Origin of the sequence: Sphingomonas flavida, from assembly GCF_036663655.1 — a bacterium.
Taxonomy (GTDB): Bacteria; Pseudomonadota; Alphaproteobacteria; order Sphingomonadales; family Sphingomonadaceae; genus Sphingomonas.
The window spans coordinates 25,697-41,301 of sequence record NZ_JAXOJH010000003.1 but is presented as its reverse complement, the minus strand read 5'-3'; the positions used below and the strand labels follow the sequence as shown (position 1 = coordinate 41,301).

The 15,605-nt window shown below is 68.3% G+C and carries 12 protein-coding genes; 9 read left to right on the top strand and 3 right to left on the bottom strand.

The genetic code is table 11. The features are described from left to right. Positions 1-17 precede the first annotated feature (17 nt). The gene (locus U1703_RS04460; RefSeq protein ID WP_332784759.1) at positions 18-1,928 is read left to right on the top strand and encodes an alpha-L-fucosidase; all 1,911 of its coding nucleotides are present in this window, start codon (positions 18-20) and stop codon (positions 1,926-1,928) included. A 12-nt stretch (positions 1,929-1,940) separates the two neighbouring features. Here the strand turns inward: U1703_RS04460 and U1703_RS04455 are convergent, their stop codons facing one another. Next, on the bottom strand, positions 1,941-2,771 hold the full coding sequence (locus U1703_RS04455) for a hypothetical protein (RefSeq protein WP_332784758.1): 831 nt from the start codon (positions 2,769-2,771) through the stop codon (positions 1,941-1,943). A gap of 38 nt (positions 2,772-2,809) precedes the next feature. Next, positions 2,810-4,126, bottom strand: coding sequence for a PQQ-dependent sugar dehydrogenase (locus U1703_RS04450; RefSeq protein ID WP_332784757.1), 1,317 nt, complete (start codon positions 4,124-4,126; stop codon positions 2,810-2,812). 149 nt (positions 4,127-4,275) lie between these two features. Between U1703_RS04450 and U1703_RS04445 the strand changes: the two genes are divergently transcribed. The 8 genes from U1703_RS04445 (at position 4,276) to U1703_RS04410 (ending at position 13,263) form a co-directional block, all read left to right on the top strand. After that, positions 4,276-5,319, top strand: coding sequence for a patatin-like phospholipase family protein (locus U1703_RS04445; RefSeq protein ID WP_332784756.1), 1,044 nt, complete (start codon positions 4,276-4,278; stop codon positions 5,317-5,319). 123 nt (positions 5,320-5,442) lie between these two features. Next, complete coding sequence (budC, locus tag U1703_RS04440; protein WP_332784755.1) at positions 5,443-6,207, top strand: meso-2,3-butanediol dehydrogenase; 765 nt, start codon at positions 5,443-5,445, stop codon at positions 6,205-6,207. 167 nt (positions 6,208-6,374) lie between these two features. Continuing rightward, positions 6,375-8,342 carry an HAD-IIB family hydrolase gene (locus tag U1703_RS04435; protein WP_332784925.1) on the top strand — a complete coding sequence of 656 codons (1,968 nt, stop codon included), beginning with the start codon at positions 6,375-6,377 and terminating at the stop codon, positions 8,340-8,342. Beyond that, complete coding sequence (locus U1703_RS04430; RefSeq protein WP_332784754.1) at positions 8,339-9,484, top strand: hypothetical protein; 1,146 nt, start codon at positions 8,339-8,341, stop codon at positions 9,482-9,484. Before U1703_RS04435 ends, U1703_RS04430 begins: the two co-directional genes overlap by 4 nt. Beyond that, a complete protein-coding gene (locus tag U1703_RS04425) occupies positions 9,481-10,395 on the top strand; it encodes a galactosyltransferase-related protein (RefSeq protein WP_332784753.1) in 915 nt (304 codons plus the stop codon). Before U1703_RS04430 ends, U1703_RS04425 begins: the two co-directional genes overlap by 4 nt. Next, positions 10,392-11,468 carry a glycosyltransferase gene (locus tag U1703_RS04420; RefSeq protein WP_332784752.1) on the top strand — a complete coding sequence of 359 codons (1,077 nt, stop codon included), beginning with the start codon at positions 10,392-10,394 and terminating at the stop codon, positions 11,466-11,468. Before U1703_RS04425 ends, U1703_RS04420 begins: the two co-directional genes overlap by 4 nt. Further along, complete coding sequence (locus U1703_RS04415) at positions 11,465-12,376, top strand: polysaccharide pyruvyl transferase family protein (RefSeq protein WP_332784751.1); 912 nt, start codon at positions 11,465-11,467, stop codon at positions 12,374-12,376. The genes U1703_RS04420 and U1703_RS04415 overlap by 4 nt, the downstream gene beginning before the upstream one ends. Then, positions 12,373-13,263 (top strand): glycosyltransferase family 2 protein, encoded by an 891-nt coding sequence (locus U1703_RS04410; RefSeq protein WP_332784750.1) that lies wholly within the window; start codon positions 12,373-12,375, stop codon positions 13,261-13,263. Before U1703_RS04415 ends, U1703_RS04410 begins: the two co-directional genes overlap by 4 nt. Here the strand turns inward: U1703_RS04410 and U1703_RS04405 are convergent. After that, a complete protein-coding gene (locus U1703_RS04405) occupies positions 13,247-15,598 on the bottom strand; it encodes a TonB-dependent receptor (protein ID WP_332784749.1) in 2,352 nt (783 codons plus the stop codon). The two genes, U1703_RS04410 and U1703_RS04405, sit on opposite strands and share 17 nt — an antisense overlap. Positions 15,599-15,605: the final 7 nt, after the last annotated feature.

Genomic DNA, 15,605 nt, shown 5'->3' with positions numbered 1-15,605 from the left:
CCGGAGCCGCATTGCAGATGACCGATTTCTCCCGCCGCGCCGTCCTCGCCTCCGGGCTGGTCGCCTCCGCCGCACCCGCCTTCGCGCAAAAGGGGGCGGGTGCGCCCGCACCTTATGGCGCAGTCCCCTCGGCGCGGCAGTGGCGCTGGCACCAGCGCGAACAATATGCCTTCATCCACTTCGCGATGAACACCTTCACCGACAAGGAATGGGGTTATGGCGACGAAGACCCCAGGACCTTCAACCCCAGCGACTTCAACGCCGACCAGATCGTCGGCGCGGCCAAGGCGGGGAACCTGAAGGGCATCATCCTGACGGCGAAGCATCATGATGGCTTCTGCCTGTGGCCGACCAAGCTGACCGAACACTGCATCCGCAACTCGCCGTACAAGGACGGCAAGGGCGATATCGTCCGCGAGATGTCGGACGCCTGCAAGCGCGCCGGGCTCGCCTTCGGCATCTATCTCTCGCCCTGGGACCGCAACCGCGCGGATTATGCCCGCCCGTCCTACGTGGACTATTTCCGCAAGCAGGTGGTCGAGCTCTGCACCGGTTATGGCGAGCTGTTCGAATTCTGGTTCGACGGGGCCAATGGCGGCGACGGCTATTATGGCGGGGCGCGCGAGACGCGGCAGATCGATGCGCCGAAATACTACAACTGGCCCTCGATCATCGCGCTGGTGCACCAGCATCAGCCCATGGCCTGCACCTTCGATCCGCTGGGCGCGGACATTCGCTGGGTCGGCAATGAGGACGGTGTGGCGGGTGATCCCTGCTGGCCGACCATGCCGAACCACCCCTATGTCCAGTCGGAGGGCAATTCGGGCGTGCGCGGCGGCGCTTTGTGGTGGCCCGCCGAGACCAACACCTCGATCCGGCCCGGCTGGTTCTATCACGCGGACGAGGACTCCAAGGTCCGCTCGCCGGAGAATCTGGTCGGCTATTTCGACACCTCGGTCGCGCGCGGCACCAATATGAACCTGAACCTGCCGCCCGACCGGCGCGGGCGGATTCCCGATCAGGACGTGAAGATCCTGAAGAGCTTCGGCGACGCGATCCGCGCCAGCTTCGCAACCGACCTGGCCAAGGGCGCGGTGGCCCATGCCAGCCATGTGCGCGGCAAAGGCTTTGAGGCCGCAAAGGTGCTGGACGGCCAGCGCGACACCTATTGGTCCGCGCCGGACGGGGTGACCACGCCCAGCCTGACGCTCGACCTGCCGCCGGGCCGCAGTTTCGACCTGATCCGCATCCGCGAATACCTCCCGCTCGGCGTCCGCGTCACGCGCTTCGCCGTCGACGCCGAAGTGAACGGCGCCTGGCAGCAACTCGCCGAGCATGAATGCATCAGCGCGCAGCGGATCATCCGCCTGCCCAGGCCCGTCACCGCGCGTCGCGTTCGCCTGCGCATCGTCGACGCACCGGTTTGCCCGGCGATCAGCGAGATGTCGCTGTTCAAGAGCGTCGCGCCGGTCCCCGTCCCCGCCATCGTGTCGAGTGACCCGACCGTCCTGGCGACGACCGACTGGACCATCGTCTCGGCGACCGCACCGGGGGCCGAAAAGCTGCTCGACAACGACGCCAAGACCATCTGGACCCAGGCGGCGCCGACCCCCGGCAAGCCCGCCAGCGTCACGGTCGACATGGGCCAGGTCCGCGACGTCGCGGGCTTCAGCCTGACGCCCTCGCGCCAGGTGATGGTCGATGCCGCCCCCCCGCGCGGCTATGTCGCAGAGACCAGCGTTGACGGCAAGAGCTGGACCCCGGCGGGCACGGGCGAATTCTCGAACATCGCCTATGCGCTGTCGACCCAGCGCCTGCCCTTCACCAGCGTCCGGCCGGTCCGCTATCTGCGGCTGACCTTCGCCGAAATGTCGAAGCCCGCCGCCAAGCTGGCGATCGCCGGGATCGGCGGCTTCACCAGGCGGTGACGGCGTGGCCGCTCACCACCCCATCCGCAGGGACAGGGTGGCGAGCGGCACGACCCGGTCGGTCGTCGCGTCCGGGGCTTCGGCCGCAGCCAGGGCACCGTCGCGGATCAAGGCCAGTATCTCGGCACGCAGCGTCGCCTTCGCGCCGCCCAGCCGGAGCGGCTGCGACAGCGCCATGCCGACGCTGCCATAGGCGCGGTCGCCCGATCCTGGTCCGTAAAAGCCGTCCCATCCCATGCCCAGCGCCAGCGGCAGCGACAGCTTCGCCGCCCCTTCGCCCTTCCCCAGCGCCTGCGACGGCGACAGGCTGGCCAAGGTAAAGACGCCGCCATCGCCCTGCGTCCGCCGGGTGATGGCGACATTGGGGCCCAGCTCGCCCAGCACGTCCTTGCCGGTCCAGGCGACCGAAACGCTGGCTTCCTGCGTCGTCGGATCGATGCCGTTGGGACTGGTCTTGACCGTATAGGCCAGCGCCGCCGTCAGCCCCTCCACCGGCCGCCAGGCGAGCGCCGCGATATTGTTGCTCTCGTAAAAGGCGCGCGGTGCGGCGCGTTCCTCGACCGAGGGGCCGTGGAAGCCGTTGGAGCTTTGCGCCGTCAGGAACCACCGCCCGCGCCCGCCCGCATCGCGGTCGAGCACCACCGCAAGCCCGATCGCGACATGGACCGGCACCCGGTTCAGTCCCGGACCGTCCGCGTCATAAACCGCCCGCGCATAATCGCCGTTGCGCACGTCGAGCGTCAATATGGGGTGCACCATGCCCTTGCCGACCGATACCGAGGACAGCGTCGCATCCTCGGTATCGACCAGCGGCACGCTCTGGCTCCAGACGGGCGTGGCCACGCATAATGCGGCGGCAGCCGCCGCCAATCGGATGGTCATCAGGCGCGGCGGACGAGCCAGACGGTATCACCCGCGTCATCGACCACGAACATCGCGCCGTCGGTGCGAGTCTGGATGCTGACCGGCCGACCGAACACCTCGCGCTTCTTGGCATCGGCGACGAAGCCGGTCAGGAAGGGCTGCGGCGCGGCGGTGGGGCGTCCCTGTGCAAAGGGCACGACCAGCACGTCATAGCCGTTCAGGCTCGACCGGTTCCACGACCCGTGCCGCGCGACATAGGCATATTGGCTGTCGGCGGGCGTCCCCTTGGCAAAGGCCAGCCCCAGTGCGGCGGTATGGGCACCGACCGCGACATCGGGCAACAGCGTCGTCGCCAGCAGATCGCGCCGGTTGTTGGCGTGGCGCGGATCCTGCCTGCCATAATAGCTATAGGGCCAGCCATAAAAGCCGCCTTCGCGCACCCCGACCAGATAGTCGGGCGAGATGTCGTCGCCCAGATGGTCGCGCTCGTTGACCGCCGTCCACAGCGTGCCCGACCCCGGCGCCCAGTCCATGCCCACCGGGTTGCGCAGGCCCGAGGCGTAAAGCCGCTCGCGCCCGCTCGCCAGATCGACCGCCAGAATCGCCGCGCGCCGCTTTTCCTCGTCCATCCCGTTCTCGGCAACGTTGGATGCCGAGCCGACCGAGACATACAGCGTCCGGCCATCGGGCGAGAGTAGCAGGTTGCGGGTCCAGTGATTGTTGTAACCGCCAGCGGGCAAGGACACGACCGTGCGTGGCGTCCCCGCGATCTGCGTTTCGCCGGGGCGATAGGGGAAGCTCAGGACCGCATCGGTGTTGGCGACGTACAGCCGCCCATCGGCATATTGCATCCCGAACGGCTGGTTCAGCCCCTCGCGCAGGACATGGCGCTGTTCGGCGATCCCGTCGCCGTCCGCGTCGCGCAACAGGGTCAGGCGATTGGCGGAAAAGCCATAGCCGCGCGCCATATGCCGGGCGCGGGCCTGTTCGGGCTCGACATCGGGCTTCAACTGCGTCCGTGCCTCGGCCACGATCACATCGCCATTGGGCAGGATCAGCGCCTGACGCGGATGGTCGAGTCCACCGGCGAACTTCGTCACCTGCCACCCGCGCGGCGCGACCGGGGTACGCCCCTCGGGCCAGCCGATCGTCTTGGGGTAGACCATCGCCGACTCGGTCGCGAAGGGGGCATCCGTCTCGGTCAGGCCCAGGATCGGGCGGTCTGCGCCGGGCGCTTTTTCGAGCGGTCGTCCGTTCTGCGCCTGCGCCGCCACCGCGACCGTCGCCAATGCCACTGCGCACGCTATTCGGCGCGCCTTTTGCCGATCCGTCATGACATCTCCATCATCCGTCGATGCCAGCCAAAAGCACGACGCGGCGCAAGGGCTCCGTCATGATGAAAATAAATTCATGTTTGTCGCTTATGCGAATTATGATGCATTGCAGCATTTCCGCATGACCTTCATTTCGGGGAGTCGTTGCCATGATCGATGCCGTCGCGCATTCCCGTCCGCGTGTCGCCCTCGCGCTCCAGGGCGGCGGCGCGCATGGTGCCTATGGCTGGGGCGTGATCGAGCGCCTGCTGGACGAGGATATCGCGCTGGTCGGCGTCAGCGGTGCGAGCGCCGGGGCGATGAATGGTGCGGCGCTCGTCTCGGGCTATGCCGCAAACGAGGTGGCGGGCGCGCGGGCGACCCTGGAGCGACTTTGGGATCGCGTCGCGGATGCCTCTCCACTGGCGCCGCTCGATGTCGGGGCGCTGGGTGGTCCCTTTTACGAATCGCTGCTGCGTCGCTCGCTGGAGCTCGCCAAGCTGTCCAGCCGCTATGTCGCGCCGTTCCTGCCGGGCGTCCGCGACATGAGCGCGCTGCGCCGCGCGGTGGAGGACAGCATCGACCTAGACCTTCTGGCGCGCCAGACGACCTTGCCGCTGTTCGTGGCGGCGACGCATATCGCCTCCGGCTCGGCACGACTGTTCACCGGCAGCGATGTGACGCTCGACGCGTTGATGGCCTCCGCCTGCCTGCCCGAACTGTTCGCGGCGGTGGAGATCGGGGGTGAGCAATATTGGGACGGCGGCTTTACCGCCAACCCCGCGCTCGAGCCGCTCTTGTCCGAGGCGATCGGCGCGACCGACATGCTGATCGTGCAGATCACCCCCTTTACCGTCGAGGAGATCGGCGGGTCGGTCGGCGATGTGATGCGGCGGGTGAGCGACATCAGCTTCAACGCCTGCCTGCGTCGCGACCTGCGCGCGCTGAGCGAGGTGCAGGACGTGGCGCGCGCCGAAAGCTCGGGCGATCCCCGGATGCGGGCGGTCGCGCGGGTGAACCTCCACCTCCTGTCGCCACCGCCCGAACTGGCAGGTCGGTCGGGGACGAGCAAGGTCGACACCCGCTGGTCGGTGCTTCAGGACCTGCGCGCGATGGGCCGTGCCCAGGCCGAACAATGGCTGGCGACGAACCGCGACGCGCTGGGCCAAAGGTCCAGCTTTGCCGGTCTGCCCGAGGAGGAGTGGCGCGAGTGACGTAGCCTTCCGGGCATTTCGACGTTTTGGCCGGACGGGGCGGAACGCTGTCGCAGGTCGCCTGTTGAACGCGCGAGCCGGGGCGGGCGAACCACGAATTCTTGGACAGGAGCACGACCCCGCATGGCCGCATTCGATGGCAAGATCGTAATCGTCACCGGCGCCGCTTCCGGCATCGGTGAGGGTGTTGCCCGCCGCTTCGCCGCCGATGGCGCGACTTTGGTGCTGGGTGACACCGACCGCGACGCATTGAAGAAACTGGCCGACGATCTGGCCCCCGCCACCGTCGCCGTGCAGGAAAGCGACGTGTCGCGAATGGCCGATTGCGAGGCGCTGGTCGCGCTGGCGATCGAGCGGTTCGGCCGGATCGACGTGCTGGTCAGCAATGCCGGGGTCGACCATCTCGGCAAGCTGGACGAAGGTGACTTCTCGGCCTTTGCCAAGGTCATCGAAACCGATCTGTACGGCGTCGTCCAGATGGCACGCGCCGCCATCGCGCATCTGCGCACGTCGAAGGGCTGCATCATCAACATGTCGTCGGTATCCGGCCTGGGCGGCGATTGGAACCACAGCTTCTATTGCGCGGCCAAGGGTGCGGTGACCAATTTCACCCGTGCGCTGGCGATGGACGAAGCAGCGAACGGCGTGCGCGTCAACGCGGTCAATCCGTCGCTGACCTATACCGCGCTGACCGCTGGCATGAAGGAACAGCCCGAGCTGATCGCCAAATTCGAGGAGCGCATCCCGATGGGGCGCGGCGCCCAGCCCGAGGATGTCGCGGGCGTGGTCGCCTTTCTTGCCGGCGAGGATGCGCGTTTCGTCACCGGCGTGAACCTGCCCGTCGATGGTGGCCTCAGCGCATCGAACGGCCAGCCTCCGCTTAGCTGATCAGAATTGATGAAGATCAAGATTGGGGCCGGATATGGGCTGGCTCCAATCTTTCCACCGCGCCCTTGGACCCAATCAATATTAATAACGTTGTCGTTCCCATAACGAAAGGGGCGACTTTGTTCATTCTGCATCTGGCACTTGGCGGCTGCCTGAAATCCCCACCCGTGCACTACGGGATCACCGCCGACACGGGCGGACATATCGCCTATATTCTTGATGCAGCACAAGCGCAGGCCGCTAATATTGACGTGGATCAAGTGTCCATCGTCACGCGACTGTTCGAGGGAGCGGGGCTTTCGCTGGATCACGCCCGCCCCAGCGAGCGGCTGTCCGACACGCTGACTATCGACCGTATCGCCACCGACGATCGCCGCTATCTGGAAAAGGAAGCGCTGGCGGACGACCTGTCCGCCTTTACCGAGGCGTTCTGCGCGCATCTGGCCCGTCTGAGCCGCCTGCCCGACGTCATCCACGCCCATTTCTCCGATGCCGCAGCGGTCGCCGCCGAGGCACGTCGACGCTTTGCCATTCCCTTCGTCTATACGCCCCATGCGCTGGGCATCGACAAGCGCCAGCATCACGGCGCCTCGCCCGCGCTGGAAGGGCGGATCGCCGCCGAGCGCGAGGCGATCGAAAGAGCCGATGCCCTGATCGTATCGACGCAGGACGAGGCCGAGCGTCAGGTCCATGGCTATGACGTGTCGGTCGCAGGCCGCATCCACCGGATCGCACCCGGCGTACCCAGCCGCGATGCAAGCCCCGCGCGACGCGCCACGCTCGCCGATCGGCTTGGCGAATGGGTGACCGACGATACCAAGCCGCTGCTGCTCGCCATCGCCCGGCCGGTGCCGAAGAAGAATCTAGGGGCACTAGCGCGTGCCTATGCCGCCTCGCCTGCGCTCCAGGAAGCGGCCAATCTGGTCATCCTGGCCGGTCAGCATGACGGGCCAGGATCGCCCGAGGAACATGAGGTGCTGGCCGAACTCCAGGCACTCGCACAAAGCCCGGGCTTGCGTGGCCGCTTCGTCCTGCCGCCCGATCATGACGGCCATGACGTCGCCGCGCTGTATGACCGGGCGGCAAAGGGCGGCGTGTTCGTCAACGCCGCGCTTCACGAGCCTTTCGGCCTGACGCTGATCGAGGCCGCCGCCGCCGGGGTGCCGGTGGTCGCGACCCGCCACGGTGGGCCGAGCGAGATCGTCGGCGCGCTCGACCATGGCCTGCTGGTCGAGCCACGGGACGAAGATGCCATCGCGAAGGCGTGTCTGGCCATCCTGTCCGACCCGGCGCGCCATGCGCGCATGAGCATGGCCGGGCGCGAAGGATCGGCACGGTACGACTGGCATCGCTATGCGGCGGAATCGGTGGCGCTCTATGCCCGGCTGCCGCGCGCGCCGGGGCTGCTGGCCAGCGATATCGACCATACGCTGACCGGCTGTCGCGCCGGTGCCTATGCCTTCGCGCAGTGGCGCCAGAACAGCGATCTGCCCTTCGTCGTCGCGACCGGGCGCTGTTTCTCGATGGCGCGCGCCATCCTGTCGCAATGGGGGCTGCCCGAACCCGATGCCTTCATTACCGATGTCGGCACCCGCATCATGTTGAAAAGCCAGCGCGGATGGCAGGAATGCCCGGACTTCTCCGCCCGGTTGAATCAGGACTGGAACCGCAAGGCCGTGGTCGCCGCGCTCAAGCCGCTCCGCCTGCGTCCGCAGCCCCGCGATACGGCGGGCCCGCACAAGGTCAGCTATTTCGGCACTGCCGAGGATGCCGCGCGCGTCCGTGAGACGCTGGCCGAACTGGGATTGTCCGCCAAGACCGTCTTTTCGCACGGACGGCTGATCGACGTGCTCGCGCCGCTGGGTGGCAAGGCGGCGGCGGTGGCCGCCTATGCGCGGCGGTTGAACCTGCCGATGGGGGCCTGCATCGCCGCCGGGGACAGCGGCAACGATACCGATATGCTGGAAGGCTGCGGCCATGCCATCGTGGTGGGCAACGCCAGCGACGAACTCGACAGCCTGCCGGTCCGCGACGGCCTGATGCGGGTGGCGGGCAATCACGCCAATGGCGTATTGGAAGGTCTCGACCGGCTGGGCCTGACCCATCCTGCGCCCGTTCATGCGAGCGCGGCATGAGCCGTCCCTTCGGCTATTTCGTCCATCATCAGGGGCGTGGCCATGCCGAGCGCTGCGCCGCGATTCTAAACGCCCTGCCGTCCGAGCGCCCGGTCACCATCTTCTGCGCGCGCGACGACATTTTTCCCACCCTGCCGCCCCATGTCGAACTGATCGTCATCCCCTCCCTGTTCGAGCCGACGGGGCTAGAGTCGGGTGCTATGGACGCGGTGCCGACACCCGACACGCTGCACTGCGCGCCGCTCGGCTGGCCCGGCATCCGCCATGCGATGGCGACAATCGCGGGCTGGTTCGACAGCGCGAACCCCGCGCTGATGATCTGCGACGTGTCGGCCGAGATCGCGCAGCTGGCACGCATCTGCTCGGTGCCGCACGTGAAGATCCTGCAGCATGGCGACCGCACCGATCCCGGCCACCGCGCCGCCTTTGACGGTGCCGCCGGGCTGCTCGCCGCGTTCGACGAAGGCCTGGCCCAGCCCGAATGGGACGCCACCATGCGCGCGAAAACCTGTTTCGCGGGCGGCCTGGGCGTCGATACCCGCGTGCCCGAGCGCGAACTGGCGCGGCAGCGTATCGGCGTCGGCGCGGACGAGGAGATGATCCTGGTTCTGTCGGGCGGCGGCGGCGGCGGCTTTGCCCAGGCGCCGCTCGGCGTCGGCGCGCGCAGTCGCCCCGCCGCCCGCTGGATCACGATCGGCCCCATCGTGCGCGACTGGCATGCGACCGAGCCCGGCAATATCGAGCATCGCGGCTGGGTCGATAACGCCGCCGACCATGTCGCGGCCGCCGACCTGGTCATCGCATCGACTGGCAACACCACCTGCCAGCAGATCCTGGCCGCCGCCCGGCCCTGGCTCGCCATCCCCGAATGGCGCTATTTCGACGAGCAACACCGCAAGGCCGAGGCGCTGGCCGCCGCCGGGGTCGCCTGTATCCGCCCGCATTTGCCGTCCTCGGCCCAGGCCTGGACCGCCGCGCTGGCCGAAACCCGTGGCCAGCATCGTCCCGCCGTCCAGCGCGCGATGATCGCCGACGCGCCCGCGCAACGCGCCGCAGACTGGCTGGAGGCGCTGGCGACACGCCTCTGGCCGGTCGAGAAACCCCTTCCCTCCCTGTCCCAATCCACCGGAGCCTCTTCATGATCTCGGTCGTCACGCTCGCCGGGGGCCGCCCCGATCATCTGCGCAACATCGTCCTCGGCCTGTCGCGCCAGACCATGATGCCTGCCGAGCTGATCGTCGCGGTCATCCAGGACACCCCCTATGACTTGCCGGAGGCACCCTTCCCCATCCGCCAGATGATGGTGTCGGGCCCGCGCCTGCCCCTGGCCACCGCCCGCAATGCCGCGGCCAAGGCGGCGGCGGGCGACAAGCTGGTCTTTCTCGACATGGACTGCATCCCGACGCCTGAGCTGCTGGCCGACTATGACCGCAGCCTCGCGCAAGAGGACGGGCTGTTGATGGGCGAGGTGTTGTACCTGCCCGGCGGCGCGACGAAGGGTGACTGGACGTACGAGGATTTCGCGGCCGTCGCGGTCCGCCACTCGGACCGGCGCGGGCCGCCGCCGCAGGGCATCGAGCGGTGCGAGGATTATCGCTGCTTCTGGTCGCTGAACTTCGCGATGCGCCGCGACACCTTCCTGGCGACCGGCGGCTTCGACGAACGCTATGCGGGTTATGGCGGCGAGGATACCGATTTCGGCAAGCTGATCGACCAGGCGGGCGTGCCCATCGCCTGGATCAAGGGCGGCCTGGCCTATCACCAATATCACCCCCACCATATGCCGCCGGTCCATCATATCGACAGCGTGGTGCGCAATGCCGAACTGTTCGAGGCGAAATGGGGATATCGGACCATGGGCCACTGGCTGCACGCCTTCCGCCTGATGGGCCTGATCGACGACACGCCCGGCCGCCCGATCCGTATTCTGCGACGTCCGGATGACGACGATCTGGCCCTGACCGGGCAGCAGAGCCACCAGCCCTATGCCAACACCGCCAGCGTCATCCGCGTTCTGGAGGAGCGCGCGGCGAGCGCCCAGGTCGCGGCATGAGGATCGCCCTGCTGGCGCATGTCCGCCAGCCGATCCGCCAGCCCTTTCTGGGCGGGATGGAAGCGCATGGCTGGTATCTGGCCGAGGGGCTGGCGGCGCGTGGGCATGACGTCGTGCTGTTCGCCAGCGGCGACAGCGACCCGCGCTTCACGCTCGATCCGGTCCTGCCGATCCATTACGAGGCGGTGTTCCCCTGGGCCGAGCATCGCGGCAAGCCCGAGCTGATCGCGCATGTCGATGCGGGCTATGCCGCGGCGTGCGACCGGATCGCGCGCGGCGGGTTCGACGTGCTGCACAATAACAGCCTGCACCGCTTTCCGCTGGAGCAGGCGCGCACCGCACGCACGCCCACCGTCACCTCGTTGCACGTGCCCCCCTATGACGCGCTCCATCATTTCGTGACGATCAGTCCCAGTCGGACGCACCGCCTGACCGTCACCTCGGCCCGTCAGTTGTCGGCGTGGTGGCCCAGCGGCGCGCCGCCCGAGGCATCGGTACTGCACAATGCCGTCGACCCGGCCGCCTGGCCCTATGTCGCCACCGGCAATGGCGAGGCGGTGTGGTGCGGACGGATCACACCCAATAAGGGGCCGCATCTGGCGATCCAGGCGGCACGACTGGCCGGTGTTCCGCTGACCCTGTTCGGCGCGATCGAGGACCCGGACTTTCACGCCGCCGAAGTCGCCCCCCTGCTGGGCGGCAGTATCCGCTATGGCGGGCATCTGGACGGCGCGAACCTGGCGCGTGAGCTGGGCAAGGCATCGGTCTTCGTCTTCACCCCCTGTTGGGACGAACCCTTCGGACTGGTCGCGATCGAGGCCATGGCATGTGGCCTGCCCGTCGCGGCCTTCGACCAGGGAGCAGCGAGCGAGGTCGTCGACGAGGCGGGATGCGTTGCCCCCGCCATGGACGTGCCCGCGCTGGCGCAGGCGATCACCCAGGCGATGACGATCCCGCGCCAGGTGCCCCGGCAGCGGGTGGAGACGCATTTCGCCCGCGACCTGTGGCTCGACCGGTGCGAGGCGCTTTATGCCGAAGCCCGTGCGGGTCTGACGAGCACGCTGGCCGCGTGAGCATCGATACGATCGCCCGGCAGCGCGCCGCGCTGACCGACCTCTATCGCCGCCATGTTCGTCCCGGCGAGCCCTATGCGCTGGTCGACTTTCCCGACCATGCCAATGTCGGCGACAGTGCCATCTGGCTGGGCGAGATCGCGCTGCTCCGGGATGTCGGTGCTGGCGATCCCGCCTATGTTTCGCGCTGGGACAATTTCGACGAAGCCACCTTGCGCGCCGCCTGCCCCACCGGTCCGATCCTGATCCATGGCGGCGGCAATCTGGGCGACATCTGGCTGCATCACCAGCGGTTTCGCGAGGATCTGCTGACCCGCTTCCACGATCGCACGATCGTCCAGCTGCCGCAGTCGATCCATTTTCGCGATCCCGCCAACCTGTCGCGCTTTGCCCGCATCGTAGGCGCGCATCCCGATTTTCACCTCTACGTCCGGGACCGGTCCAGCCTGATGCTGGCGGGACACCATCTCGGATGCCCCGTCACGTTGGCACCGGACTCGGCGTTCGGGCTGGGCGCGTTGGCCCGGCCGATCGGGCCGGATCACCCGCTGCTCCTGCTGCTCCGTACCGATACCGAGCGGGCAGACCGCGATGACACGCCCCTGGTCGAGATATCGGGGGCGATCGCGCACGACTGGCTGGAGGAGCCGCCCGTGACGCAGCGCGATCCCACGGCACGCGCACAGGTCCGGGTCGAACGCGGCCTGCGCCTGTTGTCGCGCGGCGAGCGGGTCGTGACCGACCGACTGCACGGCCATATCCTGAGCCTGTTGCTGGGCATCCCGCATGTCGTCCTGGACAACGACTATGGAAAGGTGGGCGCCTATGTCGCCGCCTGGACGCGAGACGATCCGTGCGTGGCCCAGGCTTCGTCATCGACGGAGGCAGCGGCGATGGTGGCGGGATGATCGACATCAGCCTGCTGATCTGCACCCGCAATCGCAGCCGCAGCCTGGGCGCGACGCTGGAATCGGTCGCCGCGGCCGCCCATCGGGCAAGTCCAGGCGGGATCGAGCTGGTCCTGGTCGACAACGGCTCGACCGATGGCACGGCCGCGATCGTCCGCCACTGGGCGACCGAGCGGTCTTTCACCGTCCGGCTGTTGACCGAGCCGCAGCCCGGCCTTGCCCGTGCGCGCAACCGGGCGCTTCATGCGGCACGGGGGCGCATCATTGCGATGACCGATGACGACTGCGTCATGCATCCCGACTATTTCGGGCGGCTGGCGGAGGCCTTCTCGGCCCGTTCGGGCCCGGTCATCATCGGCGGCCGCATCCTGCTGGGGAACACGGCCGACCTGCCGGTGACGGTCAAGCTGGAGGATCACCCGATGATCGCCGCCCCCGATCAGTTTCCCGGTGGCTTCGTCATGGGCGCAAACCTGGCGATGACCACCGATGTGCGCGCCATGGTGGGCCCGTTCGACGAGCGTTTCGGGGCGGGCGCGCCATTCCATGCGGCGGAGGATACCGACTTCCTGCTGCGCGCCCAGGCGCTGGGCATCGCGCTCCATTACGATCCCGGCTTCGTCGTCGACCATCACCATGGCCGCCGCCAGACGCAGGAGGCGATCGCGCTGCTCGCGGGCTATGGCTTTGGCGACGGGGCGCTTTACGCCAAGTATCTCCGCTCCGATCCGCGCGCAGTGCGGTGGCTGCGGCAGGACCTGAACCATCTCGGCACGCGGATCACCGGGCCGGTGGCGGGCATCGGGCATTTCCACGCCTTTCGGCTGCGCCATGTCCTGCGCGGACTGGCCGCTTACGGCGTCCACGCGCTCAGAAATCGGCGCTGAACCGCAATCCCACCGTTCGCGGCCGCACCGGCGTCGAGACGTTGCGTCGTGCCAGCAGGAACGGATTGCCATAGGCAAACCGGTTGCCCCGCTCGTCGAGCAGATTGTCCAGCGTCGCGGCCAGCGCATAGCGCCCCGACCGGGCGGTCAGGCCCAGATTGGCGACGCCGTAACCACCCTGCCGCGCATCGAAGAAATCGCCGACCCCCAGCACCGAGGGACCGACAAAGGCCGCCTCCGCCTTGCCCGACAATATCCAGCGCGGTCCGACATGAACGTCACGCACGACGCCCAGTCGCGCCGACACGCTGGGCGTTTCGGGCAAGCGGCGGTTGCGCGCCCGGCTGAGCGCGGCGGTCGATCCCATCACCTCGTTGTCGGTCAGGAACACCGCCCCCGTCAGGTGCCAGTCGCGCCGTGGAACCCAGTCCGCCCAGCCTTCCAATGCGGTGATGCGGGCATCGCCGATATTGCTCGTCACCGGCTGGCCGGCACGGTTGAGCAGGTCGGCCTGGATCGCCGTCCAGCGTGCCCGCGACAGGCTGACCGAGGCGGACAGCCCGGTTTCCGTCCGGCGCAAATGGCGGATGCCGGCCTCGACCATGTGGATCGAGTCGGACTCGAAATTGGCCACCCGCCCGACCCCGGCGGCGACCGCCAGGCCGCCCGTGCGAAAGCCCGATTGATAGCGGCCGAACAGCGTCCAGTCGCCGCCCAGCTGCCACGACAGGCCGACCGTCGGGTCGACCCGGACGGTCGAGCGGCCGCGCACGAAGCTGGACGCGCGCGGCCGGATCGATGGCTCGCCATCGACCCGCGCCGCCGTCACGCGCCCGCCCAGCGTGACCCACAGGCGATCGGTCAGCGGATGCGTCGCCTCGGCAAAGACCGCGCCGCTGCGCGTGAGGTTGGTCACGCCGATGACCGGGCGAACGCCTTGCCGCCGGGTCAGCGAACGCGCCATAACCGACTGGTCGGATATCAGGTTGAGCCCGACGACCCAGGACCCGCCGCCGGACAGCCGACGCGACAGGCGGCTTTCGTGCGAGAACAACGTCTTTTCGCCGTCCAGTTGATAGCTTTGCTGCGCGCCCAGCACGCTGGCGTCGAACTCCTCGAACGCGGAGCTGCGAACATAGCCGGTGGCCGAGACGAATTGCAGCCCGCTCGCCCAGTTCTTCGACAGCACCAGGCGACCGAAGCGCATGTCGCTCCAGGAGGGTTGGGCCATTGCGGCACGGCTGATCAACACGTCCTCGTTCAGCACATATTGCGCGTCGCGTGCGACGATCGACTGGGCACCCCCGCCCAGCTCCATGTGCCAGCCATCGCCGACGTCCCAGCGCAGCGTACCGCGCAGGCCGCTGGTCAGCACGCGGTTGATGTCGTTCGTAGCCGTTCGGACATTGTCGATATAGCCGCCATCGACCACGTGATAGCCGACCAGCCGCACCCCCAGCGTGCCGGGCACCAGCACCTTGTTCGCGACCACCGCGACGTCGTTGCTGGGCGATCCCTGCCCGGTCAGCGCGCCGCCCCATTCGACGCGACCGCCATCGCGGTCCAGCGATACGGGGTTGGAGGTCAGGCGGATGATCCCGCCGATCGCCCCCGAACCGTGCAGCGCGCCCTGCGGCCCCTCCGCGATTTCGACCTCGCCGATATCGTACAGCTTCAGGCCCGGATCGGGCCCGGCAAAGGCGATCTGGACCTCGTCCAGATAGAGGCTGGCGGTGGACTCCGTCGCACCGTTGAAACTGCTGTCGGCGATGCCGCGAATGAACAGCTTGTTGCGCCCCGGCCCCAGCGCCGTCGTCTGGAGGATCGGCGTCTGCCCGGCCACGTCGCTCAGGTCGATCGAGCCACTGGGCAGCGCGACGCCGCGCCCGACGACGGAGACGCTGCCCGGATAGCGCGCCAGCTCGGTGCCCTGCTTGCTGGCGGTGACGATGATGTCCTGCGCATTGCCGCTCGGGGCGGGCGCCGCCGCGCGGGCGAGGATGCGGCGCGGCGGGGGCGGCACGATGCGGGGGGCGGGCACGACGCGAAAGCTGGTGTCGTCGATCGCGATTGCCCGGTAACCTGTGCCCCGCAACAGCTGCGCCAGCGCGCGCGCTGGCTTCGCCCGGGTCGATAAGGCTGGGGTTCGCACCCCGCGGAGGCGGGCGTCGGTGGTGACGACGGTAATGCCCCCCTGCCGCGCCAGTTCGCGCAGCGCCACATCCAGCGTGGCGGGGGCCAGGACGATGCGACGGGGCCCTCCAACCATGCTGGCCTGCGCATGAGCCGTGTCTGGCGCGAGGAGAGCAGGCACGAACAGAACGGCCGCGACCATCAGGCCG

What these genes read in the sequence shown, in the direction of transcription:
- U1703_RS04460 (WP_332784759.1), top strand. Translation starts at nt 18, where the DNA reads ATGACCGATTTCTCCCGCCGCGCCGTCCTCGCCTCCGGGCTGGTCGCC.
- U1703_RS04450 (WP_332784757.1), bottom strand. Translation starts at nt 4,126, where the DNA reads ATGACGGATCGGCAAAAGGCGCGCCGAATAGCGTGCGCAGTGGCATTG.
- U1703_RS04430 (WP_332784754.1), top strand. Translation starts at nt 8,339, where the DNA reads ATGAGCCGTCCCTTCGGCTATTTCGTCCATCATCAGGGGCGTGGCCAT.
- U1703_RS04405 (WP_332784749.1), bottom strand. Translation starts at nt 15,598, where the DNA reads ATGGTCGCGGCCGTTCTGTTCGTGCCTGCTCTCCTCGCGCCAGACACG.
- U1703_RS04425 (WP_332784753.1), top strand. Translation starts at nt 9,481, where the DNA reads ATGATCTCGGTCGTCACGCTCGCCGGGGGCCGCCCCGATCATCTGCGC.
- U1703_RS04420 (WP_332784752.1), top strand. Translation starts at nt 10,392, where the DNA reads ATGAGGATCGCCCTGCTGGCGCATGTCCGCCAGCCGATCCGCCAGCCC.
- U1703_RS04410 (WP_332784750.1), top strand. Translation starts at nt 12,373, where the DNA reads ATGATCGACATCAGCCTGCTGATCTGCACCCGCAATCGCAGCCGCAGC.
- budC (WP_332784755.1), top strand. Translation starts at nt 5,443, where the DNA reads ATGGCCGCATTCGATGGCAAGATCGTAATCGTCACCGGCGCCGCTTCC.
- U1703_RS04445 (WP_332784756.1), top strand. Translation starts at nt 4,276, where the DNA reads ATGATCGATGCCGTCGCGCATTCCCGTCCGCGTGTCGCCCTCGCGCTC.